General features: G+C 59.1%; 13 protein-coding genes. 6 read left to right on the forward strand and 7 right to left on the reverse strand.

Annotation, left to right across the window (positions count from 1 at the left end; genetic code table 11):
* Nucleotides 1-144: 144 nt before the first annotated feature.
* The 3 genes from DW211_RS08190 to DW211_RS08200 all read left to right on the forward strand — a co-directional run bounded on the left by DW211_RS08190 (nucleotide 145) and on the right by DW211_RS08200 (nucleotide 2,984).
* The gene (locus DW211_RS08190; protein ID WP_118260216.1) at nucleotides 145-1,398 is read left to right on the forward strand and encodes a 4Fe-4S binding protein; all 1,254 of its coding nucleotides are present in this window, start codon (nucleotides 145-147) and stop codon (nucleotides 1,396-1,398) included.
* A gap of 114 nt (nucleotides 1,399-1,512) precedes the next feature.
* Nucleotides 1,513-2,589: a redox-regulated ATPase YchF gene (gene ychF, locus DW211_RS08195; RefSeq protein WP_118260218.1), complete on the forward strand. Its 1,077-nt coding sequence runs from the start codon at nucleotides 1,513-1,515 to the stop codon at nucleotides 2,587-2,589.
* Between the two features lie 11 nt (nucleotides 2,590-2,600).
* A complete protein-coding gene (locus tag DW211_RS08200; protein ID WP_117635913.1) occupies nucleotides 2,601-2,984 on the forward strand; it encodes a DUF1648 domain-containing protein in 384 nt (127 codons plus the stop codon).
* A 9-nt stretch (nucleotides 2,985-2,993) separates the two neighbouring features.
* Here DW211_RS08200 and DW211_RS08205 read toward each other — a convergent pair whose 3' ends face one another.
* The gene (locus DW211_RS08205) at nucleotides 2,994-3,383 is read right to left on the reverse strand and encodes a hypothetical protein (protein WP_117843347.1); all 390 of its coding nucleotides are present in this window, start codon (nucleotides 3,381-3,383) and stop codon (nucleotides 2,994-2,996) included.
* Between the two features lie 76 nt (nucleotides 3,384-3,459).
* Here DW211_RS08205 and DW211_RS10455 point away from each other — a divergent pair, with 76 nt between their 5' ends.
* A complete protein-coding gene (locus tag DW211_RS10455) occupies nucleotides 3,460-3,678 on the forward strand; it encodes a helix-turn-helix domain-containing protein (protein ID WP_035136926.1) in 219 nt (72 codons plus the stop codon).
* Nucleotides 3,679-3,999: 321 nt separating this feature from the next.
* On the opposite strand, the gene DW211_RS08215 is transcribed toward DW211_RS10455, so the two are convergent.
* On the reverse strand, nucleotides 4,000-5,013 hold the full coding sequence (locus DW211_RS08215; RefSeq protein WP_055309953.1) for an asparaginase: 1,014 nt from the start codon (nucleotides 5,011-5,013) through the stop codon (nucleotides 4,000-4,002).
* Nucleotides 5,014-5,280: 267 nt separating this feature from the next.
* Here DW211_RS08215 and guaA point away from each other — a divergent pair, with 267 nt between their 5' ends.
* On the forward strand, nucleotides 5,281-6,879 hold the full coding sequence (gene guaA, locus DW211_RS08220; RefSeq protein WP_117848077.1) for a glutamine-hydrolyzing GMP synthase: 1,599 nt from the start codon (nucleotides 5,281-5,283) through the stop codon (nucleotides 6,877-6,879).
* Between the two features lie 154 nt (nucleotides 6,880-7,033).
* On the opposite strand, the gene DW211_RS08225 is transcribed toward guaA, so the two are convergent.
* The 3 genes from DW211_RS08225 to DW211_RS08235 all read right to left on the reverse strand — a co-directional run bounded on the left by DW211_RS08225 (nucleotide 7,034) and on the right by DW211_RS08235 (nucleotide 9,200).
* On the reverse strand, nucleotides 7,034-7,864 hold the full coding sequence (locus tag DW211_RS08225) for a class I SAM-dependent methyltransferase (RefSeq protein ID WP_118260219.1): 831 nt from the start codon (nucleotides 7,862-7,864) through the stop codon (nucleotides 7,034-7,036).
* Between the two features lie 114 nt (nucleotides 7,865-7,978).
* Nucleotides 7,979-8,584 (reverse strand): class I SAM-dependent methyltransferase, encoded by a 606-nt coding sequence (locus tag DW211_RS08230; protein WP_117655559.1) that lies wholly within the window; start codon nucleotides 8,582-8,584, stop codon nucleotides 7,979-7,981.
* Nucleotides 8,571-9,200, reverse strand: a complete 630-nt coding sequence (locus DW211_RS08235) for a class I SAM-dependent methyltransferase (RefSeq protein WP_118260221.1) — start codon at nucleotides 9,198-9,200, stop codon at nucleotides 8,571-8,573. The genes DW211_RS08230 and DW211_RS08235 overlap by 14 nt, the downstream gene beginning before the upstream one ends.
* 563 nt (nucleotides 9,201-9,763) lie before the next feature.
* On the opposite strand from DW211_RS08235, the gene DW211_RS08240 reads away from it, so the two are divergent.
* The gene (locus tag DW211_RS08240; protein ID WP_118260222.1) at nucleotides 9,764-10,213 is read left to right on the forward strand and encodes a hypothetical protein; all 450 of its coding nucleotides are present in this window, start codon (nucleotides 9,764-9,766) and stop codon (nucleotides 10,211-10,213) included.
* Nucleotides 10,214-10,366: 153 nt separating this feature from the next.
* Here the strand turns inward: DW211_RS08240 and DW211_RS08245 are convergent, their stop codons facing one another.
* Together DW211_RS08245 and DW211_RS08255 are read right to left on the reverse strand one after the other, a co-directional pair.
* A complete protein-coding gene (locus DW211_RS08245) occupies nucleotides 10,367-10,840 on the reverse strand; it encodes a YjdF family protein (RefSeq protein ID WP_118260224.1) in 474 nt (157 codons plus the stop codon).
* 393 nt (nucleotides 10,841-11,233) lie between these two features.
* Nucleotides 11,234-11,470 carry a hypothetical protein gene (locus DW211_RS08255; RefSeq protein WP_147357253.1) on the reverse strand — a complete coding sequence of 79 codons (237 nt, stop codon included), beginning with the start codon at nucleotides 11,468-11,470 and terminating at the stop codon, nucleotides 11,234-11,236.
* Nucleotides 11,471-11,768: the final 298 nt, after the last annotated feature.

The following is an 11,768-nucleotide window of genomic DNA, read 5'->3' on the forward strand; positions in this document are numbered from 1 at the left end:
CTTGATTGACCTTGTGCAATCGAGGCGGCGATAGGCCATGGGCTATTTGCCGCAAAGATGCTCCGCGTGTAATTTGCCCGAGGCGTGGACCGATGGCGTATCATTATCTCTTGCTTGTTTGCACTGCTCAGGGAGGGGCCGCGCATGGCGCAGGAACACGATCTGTTTGATGACATTATCGAGATCAGCAAGGGTTTCGACTTTCTTAAAAATCCGCTTGGCGGTGTGACCGACGCACTCGATCCGTCGGCGCCGCAGTGGAATCCTGCCGACTACAAGGAGCGTCCGCGCGGCAACACCATTCCGTGCCTGACCTGCAAAAACGAAAAGAGCGGCTGCACCGCGTGCATGGACGTGTGCCCGGTCAACGCTATCGAGGTCGAGGAAGACGCCATCGAGATTCTCGACTCCTGTCGCAAGTGCGGCCTGTGCGCCGCTGCCTGTCCGACCGAGGCGATCATCTCGCCGCGCCTGGCGCCCAAAAACCTGTATGACGACATCGTCTCTGCTGCTACGAGCCACGAGACCGCCTACGTCACTTGCACGCGCGCCCTTAAGCGCATGCCGCGCGAAAACGAGGTCGTCGTCGCCTGCGTGGGCGATATTACGGCCGAGACCTGGTTCTCGGTGCTGGCGGACTATCCCAACGTGAGTGTGTACCTGCCGTTGGGCGTGTGCGATAAATGCCGCAACACCGGCGGTGAGGACATTCTGGGCGAGGCCATCGCTACCGCCGAGGAGTGGGCCGGTACGGGCATGGGCCTGGAGGTCGACCCAAAGAGCCTCAAATGTCATAAGCGCCGCGAGTACGAGCGCAAGGAGTACATGGATAAGATTGCCCGCACCACGGGCCTTACCGTGACCAAGCTCAACCCGGCAACGGCGGCGCTGGCCTCGGTGACGCAGAAGCTCAAAGCCCACCGCCACCAGATTACCCAGCTGGAGCGCACGCTCAATACCATGTGCGGCACCACGACGGCCAAACGTCGCCGTACGCTTACGCACGGGCGACAGCTGGTGCTCTCGACGCTGCAAAACCATCCCGAGCTTGCCCAGAACATGCAGGTGAGCACGCCGGAGTGCGATTTTGACAAGTGCACGTCGTGCGGCGAGTGCGTCAATGTGTGCCCCACGTTCGCCTGCGATCTGGTGGGAAGCAGCCGCTTTGCACTGGAGTCCACGTATTGTTTGGGTTGCGGAGCCTGCGTCAAGGTTTGTCCCGAGCATGCGCTCAAGCTGGTCGAACACGATGCGTCCAATCTGGTCGTCGTCGATCCCGAGGCCGAGGAAAAGGCCGCCCAGAAGGCGAAGGCTCACGAGGAGGCCGAGAAGGTCAAGGCCGAGGCAAAGGCCAAGCTCGATAAGATGCTCGATCAGGTGGAAAAGCTCGCAGACTAGTCAGCGACCCCTATCTCTGCTTCATTTGCGCCGCCGTGGCGTCCGGGTTCGCCCAGATGCCACGGCGGCGCTATACTTATGCAGTTTGAAGTACCTGTACCAAAAGGAGCTGTCGTGTCCCTTTCCATCGGTATCGTGGGCCTGCCCAACGTAGGCAAGTCGACGCTGTTCACCGCGCTTACCAAAAAGACCGGCCTTGCCGCCAACTACCCGTTTGCCACGATCGACCCCAACGTGGGTATCGTCGACGTGCCCGATAGCCGCCTGCAAAAGCTCGCCGACATCGTCAACCCCGGCCGCATTGTGCCGGCAACGGTCGAGTTCGTCGACATCGCAGGTCTGGTGAAGGGCGCTAACGAGGGCGAGGGTCTGGGCAACCAGTTCTTGGCAAACATCCGCGAGACCGATGCCATCTGCGAGGTCGTTCGCTACTTTAAGGATCCCAACGTTATGCGCGAAGTGGGCCGTACCGGCGAGTTCGTCGACCCCGCCGGTGACGCCGACACCATCATGACCGAGCTCATCCTGGCCGACATGGGCACGCTCGAGAAACAGCTGCCCAAGCTCGAGAAGGAGGCCAAGCGCGACAAGGAGCTCATGCCCAAGTTTGAGGTCGCCAAGCGCCTGCTTGCCTGGCTCAACGAGGGCAAGCGCGCCGCGTCCATGGAGATGACCGATGAGGAGCGCGCCGCTGCCAAGGGCTTGTTCCTGCTCACCATGAAGCCCATCCTGTATGTGGCCAACGTAGACGAGGACATGCTCAACGAGGACCTGGCGCCCATCGATGGCGTCAAGCCGCTGCGGATCTGCGCCAAGATCGAGGCCGAGCTTTCCGAGCTCGATCCCGAGGATGCGGCCGACTACCTGGAGAGCTTGGGCCTGGAGCAGCCCGGCCTGGACGTGCTCGCCCAGGCAGCCTACAAGCTGCTCGGCCTGCAGTCGTTCTTTACGGCTGGCGAGATGGAGGTCAAGGCCTGGACGGTTCGTCAGGGCGCGACCGCTCCGCAGGCCGCCGGTGTCATCCACACCGACTTTGAGCGTGGCTTTATTAAGGCCGAGGTCATTGGCTACGACGACTACATCGAGCTTGGTGGCGAGCAGGGCGCCAAGGCTGCCGGCAAGCTGCGTATTGAGGGCAAGGACTATGTCATGGCCGATGGCGACGTCGTGCACTTCCGCTTTAACGTGTAAGGACGACGCATATGTTTAAATATGGCAAAAAAGCCGGCTACATGGGTATTGCGCTGCTCGTACTTGCGGTGATTCCGCTGGCGGTCGCAGCGTGTGTTATCCCCAACATTGGTCCCGAGGTGGCAACAAAGTTTAATGCCGCCGGCGAGGTGACGCGCTGGGGCAAGAGCTACGAGCTGCTGGCACTGCCGGTGCTCAACCTGCTGCTGAGCGTGGCGACGTACTTTACGGCAGGACGTCAGGCTAAAAACAATGATGACTCCGCCGCCATGGCGCGCATCGTGTGCGAGCGCTACCTGCGCAACGGTTGCATCACGGGTGTGTTCCTCAACGTGATCAACGTTTACTTTATGTACTCGGCTATTACCGGAACGGGCTTTGGCTTTGGTTTCTAGCTTGTCCTTTTAGTCAACGAGCCTGCACGCATATTCAATGGCTGCTGCGAGGCCGCCGCTCGATCGTGGTTTAAAGACCATGTCGGCGGCGGCCTCGTTTTCGTATCCGGCGCCGCGAAGGGTGAGCGCGGTACCGGCTTCCAGGAGAAGGGGCAGACCGCGTTGGCTGGTTGCGATTACGGCAGCCTGATTGAGCGAGCAGCTGTGCGCTTGGCATTGGATGGCAAGTTCGCCTTGCGCCGGGCAAGGGACCAGAACGGCGGCGACGCGACTTGATAGCAATGCAAATGCTGTGCGCTCATCGGGCGAAAGACATTCTGCTTCAACGACGACGAGCTTGGGCGGTGCGCTGTTTGTGCGAAGCGTGGCTCGGTACGTGCGGACCGAAGAACCCGACATAGAAAACTCCTGTGTATTCGGCAAAACGTAAACTATAGTTTACGTTTATGTTCGGCTCCATTTCAAACTCGTCTGCATGGACGAACGTGCTAAACAGATTCTTGGCAGGCGGGTCGAAGAGACGCGCAGGGACCTTGGTATCTCCAAGGTTGATTTTTGTGTGGCGACAGGAATCAGCCGACCCTACCTCGACCGAATCGAAGATGGGACGGCAAATTTCACGCTCAAGGTTCTATTTAAGATCGCGCCCGCCCTTGGCATGACGGTGTCAGAGCTTCTCGAGGGTATCGAATAGGGCGTTCCCCCGCTGTATTTGACGCTCTTTGGGCGGGTCCCCCTGGTTGCGATGTGCAAAATCGCGAGTATTCAGCACCTGTTCAGCCGTAGATGGTAGCCCGAGCGGCTGGCGTTGCCTTTTTAACAGTAGTTAATCCACGCGCTTAATAAAAATGAGGAATAAATATTTACTAGACGGCCCGTTCGTCCGAAAAGTTTGTCTAACAATCAGCCGATTCTGCGCCTCCGGCGGAGAAATTGCAGAATACTCCGATTTTTGCACGGCCCGAGGGGGACCACCTGTCGTTTGAGGCTGCGATAAGTGGAACTGCCTTAGGGGTTACGCCATCGGGATGCGGTCGTGGTTGACTTGGCTGTAGAACAGGCGCTGGATCTCGGCGGCATCGCGTGACTGGCCGAGCGCCCACATGGTCTTGGCCACGAGCGTCTCGGTGGTCATGTCGTCGCCGCGCAAAATGCCCGGATGATCGGCGTAGGCACGGCCGACCTCATAAACACCCAGGTCAAGGCCCTCTTCGGGGACCTGCGTGGTCATAACGACGGTGCGGCCCGAATCGACCCAGCGGAAAATCGCCTCCTGGAACGACTCGCCCGACTCGCCAAACTCGGGGATACCGCCAATGCCAAAGGTCTCAAGGATTACAGCGTCGTAGCTATCGGCAAGGGCGTCGAGGATGCCCGGGTTTACGCCGGGCGTGAGCTTGAGTACAAATACGCGCGGGTCGATGCTGTCGTAGAAACGCACCGGGTTTTCGCCCTGATGCGTGCCGTGAAGCCCGTTGCGCACGATGCGGTCGTTGCGGATATAGGCGATGGGCGGATAGTTGACGCTAATGAACGCGTTAAAGCTCATGGTGCGCTGTTTGCGGGCGCGCGTACCGGCAATGGCTACGCCGCCAAACACGATTGAGACGTCGTGCGAGTGCTCGTCGAGCGCATAGAGCAGGCTCTGGTACAGGTTGAGCTTGGCGTCGGTAAAGGGATTGCCCATGGGCTTTTGCGAGCCGGTGAGCACGATGGGCTTGGGGCTGTCCTGAATCAGGTAGGAAAGCGCTGCCGCGGTGTAGCTCATGGTGTCGGTGCCGTGCAGAATCACGAAGCCGTCGTGGTCGGCATAACCCTCGACGATGACGTCGCGGATACGCATCCAGTCACTGGGGCGCATATTGGTGCTGTCGATGTTCATGGGCTGCACGACGTCGAGCTCGCAGAGGCCCGAGATCTCGGGGACGCTCTGGGCGAGCTCCTCACCGGTCAGGGCGGGGGAGAGGCCGTTGCCGTCCTCGGTCGATGCGATGGTGCCGCCCGTGGCGATGAGAAGGATGCGCTTCATGCTGGTATTCCTATCGTATTTGCCGCCGCAGAGGCGGAGTCGTTCGGCAGTATTGTGGCACAGGGCGTCCAATGTTCAAACGTATTACATCATCTGTAGCGTTTGGTAACACTTCAATCGCCGTCAAATAGGGCTCCGGTCGTGCGTTTGCCGTGCGCTGATGGCTGCGAGGGACGAGAAACCCCATATAACGTGTACACTATGAAAGTTATTTTCGTTCATTCACGCGGGTGGGCACCGGCTCCCCGCCAACAAGAGGGGGAAACCATGGATCAAAAGGCTTCCGCAAAGGTCCTCGTACTCGACTTTGGTGCGCAGTACGGTCAGCTCATTGCCCGTCGCGTCCGCGACCTCAACGTGTATTCCGAGATTGTCCCCTGCGACATCTCGGCCGACGAGATTCGCGAGATGAACGCCTCTGCGCTCATCCTTTCCGGCGGCCCGGCCTCCGTGTATGCCGAGGACGCTCCGTCCATCGATCCTGCCATCTTTGACCTGGGCCTTCCCGTCCTGGGCTTTTGCTACGGCCATCAGATCACGGCCGTGACGCTCGGTGGCAAGGTCGGCCACTCCGAGGTGGGCGAATACGGCCGCGCCACCATCACGCGTACGGCCGGCGCCAAGCTCTTTAACTCCACGCCTATGGAGCAGACCGTGTGGATGAGCCATCGCGACGCCGTGTCCGAGGTGCCCGAGGGCTTTACCGTTACCGCCAGCACCGACGTGTGCCCGGTTGCCGCCATGGAGTGCGTCGAGCGCAAGATCTTCACCACGCAGTTCCACCCCGAGGTCAAGCACTCCGAGTACGGTCAGCAGCTGCTGAGCAACTTCCTGTTTGAGATCTGCGGCCTGGAGCCCAACTGGAGCATGGACAACCTGGTCGAGACCATGACGGCAGACTTCCGCGAGAAGGTCGGCGACGACCGCGTGATCCTGGCCCTGTCCGGTGGCGTCGACTCCTCCGTCGTGGCTGCGCTGGGCGCTCGCGCCGTGGGCAAGCAGATGACCTGCGTGTTCATCAACCACGGCCTGCTGCGTAAGGGCGAGCCCGAGCAGGTGGAGGAGGTCTTCACCAAGCAGTTTGACGTCGACTTTATCCACGTCCACGCCGAGGACCGTTATGCCGAGCTTCTGGCCGGCGTGACCGAGCCCGAGGAGAAGCGCCGCATCATCGGTACGCAGTTCTGGAAAGAGTTCTTCGCCGTGGCGCAGCAGCTCGAGACCGATGGCAAGCCGGTCAAGTACCTGGCTCAGGGCACCATCTACCCCGACATCATCGAGTCCGGCGCTCGCAAGACGGGCGGCAAGACGGCCACCATCAAGAGCCACCACAACCTGATTCCGTTCCCCGAGGGCGTGCACTTCGACCTTATCGAGCCGCTCGATCACTTCTTTAAGGACGAGGTCCGCGCGCTTGGCCTGGCGCTGGGCCTGCCGGGTCACATCGTGTTCCGTCAGCCCTTCCCGGGCCCGGGCCTGGCCATCCGCATCATCGGTGCGGTCGACAAGGAGAAGCTCGAGATCCTCAAGAATGCCGACGCCATCGTGCGCGAGGAGCTCGACGCCTATAACCAGCGTCTGTTTGAGCAGACCGGCGAGCGCAACTCCGAGCACAGCTGCTGGCAGTATTTTGCGGTCCTGCCCGACATCAAGTCCGTTGGCGTCATGGGAGACGAGCGCACCTACCAGCGCCCGATTATCCTTCGCGCTGTCGAGTCCAGCGATGCCATGACCGCCGACTGGGCCAAGCTGCCCTACGACGTGCTGGCCCGCATCTCCGGTCGTATCGTGGCCGAGGTCCCCGGCGCCAACCGCGTGTGCTACGACATCACGTCCAAGCCGCCCGCGACGATTGAGTGGGAATAGAACAGACGTTCGATAAAATAATATAGTATTAGATAGCGGGCACGGTTTCAATCGAATCCGTGTCCGCTGCTGTATGTGTGTCCTTGCACGCCCAATATGTGCCGTAAAAGCCGTCTTCTTCAACGTCAAAGTGAATGGGCTTCATTTTTGCCTTTTAAAATCTAATTTTCACGATTTGCATTTTCATCCCGTTGTCACCGACCCTTGCGAGAAACCGGAAAAAGCCGCTGACAGAAGGGTCTCTCAAATCGTTGTAGCCCAGCATATAGCCGCGACTTGTGACCTGCAGACGGCTGTCCCACGTGCCGATTTCCTTGGCGGCATCCGAAACCGCAAAATATGCCCCCACATCCTTGATTTTTGCAGTCTTAAGCCATGTTTTTGCGATCATCTTTACCGCCGTCCGATTGGCAGCATCAAAGACCAGCACACTGCCGGGGAAAGCGTCCGCCATCCCCCGCACCAGTTCCCGGACCTGCTGGGTCAGAAAGTAATAGAACACTCCGGAGGCGAAGAACACCGCCCCGCCGGAGGCATCGATTTTGCCAAACCATGCGGTGTCTTTCAGGTCGCAGGGGATATTTTGTTCTCGATCCCCGGCGGGCAGCAGCTGCTGCCGCAAGGCAATCACATCCGGGAAGTCCAGATTGTAGATCTTGCATCTACCGTTGTCGCAGGTTCTGCCGGTGTTGTCCAGCCCGCAGCCCAGATTGACCACCGCCGCATTGGGGTGGTCTTTCAGGTAATCCCGCACCTCGAAAGCAAGATCACCCTGCCGCATGGCCACCTCCAGCGCACCAAAGCGCTGCATCAGGCTGCGGGAGTTTTTCTCTGCCTCTGAAAAGTCGTAGTCGATCTGGCCGAGCAGACGAACCGCTGTTTCATCCTTGTAAAGGTTCGGGTACAGCTCCGTACACAGCTTCCGGGAATACAGCGGAAGGATCAGCGTCTCCTGCACGGTGTTTTTCTCAATTTTACATTTCATAGGTTTCTTCCTCAGTGAATAAAAACTGTCATAATTGCCGCCAGCACAGCCGCTATGACCGGCATGCCTAACTCATGTGCAGGATGGATGCAAAAATGCCCGTGCTTGATGCCCTTACTTCCGCGCCGTGACGCAGAGCCACTTTTTCTTTTTGCGTATCTGCACCTCATGAAAACCCGCCTGCTCCAGATACGCCTTTAATTCAATGTCCTTGTAGATGGTCATGCCGCCGATGATCTGCGTCCACCTCTCGTCCTTGTCCGTATCGCCATTGCTCTCGTTGCAGATAAGAATTGTCCCGCCTGGCTTCAGCGTCCGCCAGACCTCGCGGAAGCATCGGGGCAAATCAGGCCAAAAATAGACGGTCTCAAAGGCCGTGGCGGCATCGAAGTAGCTATCCTCAAACACCATATCCGCCACACTGCCTTGCAGAACGGCGCAACGCCCCTCCTGAATTGCAATTCGGTTGAGCTTTCTAGTCTTCTCCACGCTGACGGGCGAATAGTCGACGCCCTTGACGACGCCATGCGGGCATTTTTTCAGCAGCCGTTTTATGTTCGCCCCGCCGCCGCAGCCGCAATCCAGCACCTTGGCATTTGGCGCAAGTCGTAGAAATCGAAGTCCCCACCGCGCCACAGGGCTGTGGCCCAGGTTCATCATGGCAACCATAAGTTTTCCGCCGAGGCCCACGGGCTTGCGGGTGTTTTCAAAGAACGACATCTGGCCCCTCCGATTTCGTGCATTCCGCATAGGTCAACGGGAACGAGGCCTTCAGCACCGCGCTTTTCCGCACCGCCCAGCCGTTTTGACGCAGGAAACGCAGGTATTCCTCGCTCGTCCATCTGCTGTGGAGGGGAAATCCCGCCATGCTCATGAAAAAGGCTTTTGCCTTGCCGGAAACCGAGTTCCCCGCGTGGGTGAAGGTTGGCGCGATGAGCACGCCGTCGTCCTTCAGCACCCGCCTGATTTCTTGCAGGGCCTTTTCCGGATGCGGTACTATGTGAAGTGCGTTGGAAACGATCACCACTTCGAAGGACTTCTGCGCATAGGGCAGGCGGAACATATCCTGCACGGAAAAGTGCAGCTTTGCGGATTGATTGTCCCGCTTTGCTTCAAGGATCATCTTTGCAGAGGCGTCCGTAGCCTCGATGCGCGCCGCCGCATCCACGATGCTCTTTGCGATAAGCCCCGTGCCGGTGGCAACCTCCAGCACGGTCTTTGCTTTCACCACCGGCCGGATCAGCCCATACATCTTCTCATACGCCGCCCGGTCGTTTCGCATGAAACGGTCATACCGACCGGCGTTCTTGTCCCAGAAACCCTCGCGTTCGTGCATGGCTGTCGCCCCCAAACAGTTAGAGCCATCTAACTATAACACACGAATCATGCAGTAAGATGAGGCTAACCTTCTTTTCTTGGCTAAGACGCATCTCTTCGGTTTTCGCTTATAACGGCGCGAATCAGATACTAGGCTGGAGCTGAAGAAAGAGCTCGGCGGACAGGTAGGTCGATACCGGTTCCCGGAACGGTGATCCAGCCAATTACACCAGGGCCCTAGTCATTGAGTGGGAATAGAAAATTCCTTAGTTATGGGGGTATTAATTTGATTTCCTTTAGGATACACTCCCATAACTATATGAATTGACCTGCTGACTCCAATGAAGATTGGAGGGTAACGGCCAGGGGCGACGGCCCAGCGAGTGTTATTTTGCGAGCTATGCGCGTTGAAAGCGACCTTTCGTGGTATAAACTGCTTGCCGGAAGCCGCGGCTTTCAGAGTACGGCTTACGTGTACGTTTAACCTCCGTGGGCGACGGGGTGCCGCAAGGCGTAGAATATCGCCCACCTGTAGGGGCCTGCAGCGATGCGGGCCCCACTTCGTATGAAGAGGCGCAACCGGTGAAGGTCGTATCCATCTCCCAGGACTTCTTCGACCTCGTCGAGGGCGACCGCGAGCTCATGCTTAAGCACAATCTCCCCTGCATCGTGGTGGTGAGGCTGCGTTTCCGCGGAAAGCGCAGGGACTTCGCCGTGCCGCTGCATTCCAACATCGCCCCCAACGTGCCCAAAGACCAGTACTTTGCGTTGCCACCCCGCCCCACGACGCGCCCCGGCTGTCGCCACAGCATCCACTACATCAAGATGTTCCCCATAACCAAGTCCTACCAGCGCCGCTTCAGGACCGAGGGCTCGGCCTACTACGAGACGCTCCAGCGCATCATCGACGGCAACATCAAGCGCATTGTCTCCGAGTGCCAGGCGTACCTCGACCGCTACGAGCGCGAGGGAAGGCCCCGCTTCGCCGTCGACATCGACCGTATCGTGGGGCTGCTGGAGGGCGAGAAGTAGGGCACCTCGGCTCAGTCTCGAGCCATGTGGAGTCGCTCCGCATTTTTGAACGCCGCGTGTGCGCCCAAATACTTGAGAAACAAGCTGTGAAGTGCAGTGGCTCGCCCGTGCCCGTGCATAGCCGTCACCATTAGCGTCTACGCGGCGTCGGCTTCAAGTGGAACTGGCCCCACTGCTGTATATGGTTTGCCTTGCTGCACATGGCGATCGATGCCCACGATGCTTCTGCTTGCGCTTCAGCTTTCGCTGCTCGAAGCGCGCCTCCGCCTCATCCGCGCGGCGTTGGCTTCTTGCGCGGGCTGACTCCCGTTTCATCGCTTCCCGCTGTGCTGCGAGCGCCTGTTGTGCCTTGGTGCTCACCGCGGGCCGCTTAAGGGCTTTCGCTGCCTCGCGAGCGCGTCGCTTGGGATTCTTCGCGGGCTTGCTTGTTTCCGTGGCCTCGTCACCGAAGAACGAGAGCTTCGCCCATTTGCTTGTAACGAATTGCAGGATTTCCTCATTGGACGGTTCTGCACCGAAGACGATGCGGACGACGCCGTATCTGCCGTCCTCGACATGCTCCGCCAGCCCGACCCAGAATTGGCCGTCATGATATACGGTCAGGGTGGATGACACACTGATCTGCATGGTTGGTTCCTTCTTTATGTAGATGACCATGCAGAGAAGGGACAACCAAGGAGGCAGGTTACTGATGCGGACTCCCGCACGCCCACGACTACCCGACGGGGACTGTGTTTTCATCTCTGGTGGTTGGATTGTAGCATGAGCGAATGCGCATTGACCTCGCTGCCGGCATGCTGTGACTGGTCGAGGGTTTTACCAGGAATGGGGAAAGCCGGCACAGGAGCTGCGCCCGGGCGATGTGGTCAACATCGCCCCGGGGGTGAAGCATTGACACGGAGCCGCGCCCGACGGCTGGTTCTCCCATCTCGCGCTGGAGGTTCCGGGCGAGGAGACCTCCAACGAGTGGTTGGAGCCTGTGAACGACGAGGATTATCTCAAAGCGACTAACAAAGAGGCTTAAGCACCGTCGCCCACCCGCGCCGCCGAGAGCAGTGCGCCCAAATCGGCCTGGATTGCCTCCGCCTTGCTTCCGAGCTGCAAGGGGGCTGAGTCGCCCGAGATGTTTACGCTCAACAGATGCGCATCCGGCAGCTTTGCGGCCATGCTCCAGAACGGGAGCGTGATGATGCCGGGGGTCATCTCGCCCACGCCAAGCTCCAGCAGCAGCACGCGGCCAGCTCCGTGCTCGTGCACGAAGCGCTCGTATCGTCCGAGGCTCTCGCGCCATGTCGCACCCTGCAGAAACGTGCCGTCGCGCACCCACGGTACAAGATACTGGTTTTCCGTGCGAAAACGCTCATGCCGCTAAATTGAGCGACCGCCTGTACTGCAGCGGGATCATCCGCCCGAGCGATCCCTTAATCCGTCGCCCGTTGCGCCAATCGGCAGAAGCCACGCGTGGACGCTAATCGCTCGAGCGAATCGTCGTCGGTTTCCGTTTAACGATTTCTTTTGGCTCTGTTAGACCAGGATTGACATTCCGCCCCATCAT

The organism is Collinsella sp. AM18-10, assembly GCF_003471585.1.
GTDB lineage: Bacteria > Actinomycetota > Coriobacteriia > Coriobacteriales > Coriobacteriaceae > Collinsella.

Bases quoted from the DNA above. Each gene is read 5' to 3' on its own strand.
- DW211_RS08245 (WP_118260224.1), bottom strand. From the start codon at position 10,840: ATGCAGATCAGTGTGTCATCCACCCTGACCGTATATCATGACGGCCAA.
- DW211_RS08215 (WP_055309953.1), bottom strand. From the start codon at position 5,013: ATGAAGCGCATCCTTCTCATCGCCACGGGCGGCACCATCGCATCGACC.
- DW211_RS08190 (WP_118260216.1), top strand. From the start codon at position 145: ATGGCGCAGGAACACGATCTGTTTGATGACATTATCGAGATCAGCAAG.
- DW211_RS08200 (WP_117635913.1), top strand. From the start codon at position 2,601: ATGTTTAAATATGGCAAAAAAGCCGGCTACATGGGTATTGCGCTGCTC.
- DW211_RS08225 (WP_118260219.1), bottom strand. From the start codon at position 7,864: ATGAAATGTAAAATTGAGAAAAACACCGTGCAGGAGACGCTGATCCTT.
- DW211_RS08230 (WP_117655559.1), bottom strand. From the start codon at position 8,584: ATGTCGTTCTTTGAAAACACCCGCAAGCCCGTGGGCCTCGGCGGAAAA.
- guaA (WP_117848077.1), top strand. From the start codon at position 5,281: ATGGATCAAAAGGCTTCCGCAAAGGTCCTCGTACTCGACTTTGGTGCG.
- DW211_RS08205 (WP_117843347.1), bottom strand. From the start codon at position 3,383: ATGTCGGGTTCTTCGGTCCGCACGTACCGAGCCACGCTTCGCACAAAC.
- DW211_RS08235 (WP_118260221.1), bottom strand. From the start codon at position 9,200: ATGCACGAACGCGAGGGTTTCTGGGACAAGAACGCCGGTCGGTATGAC.
- DW211_RS10455 (WP_035136926.1), top strand. From the start codon at position 3,460: ATGGACGAACGTGCTAAACAGATTCTTGGCAGGCGGGTCGAAGAGACG.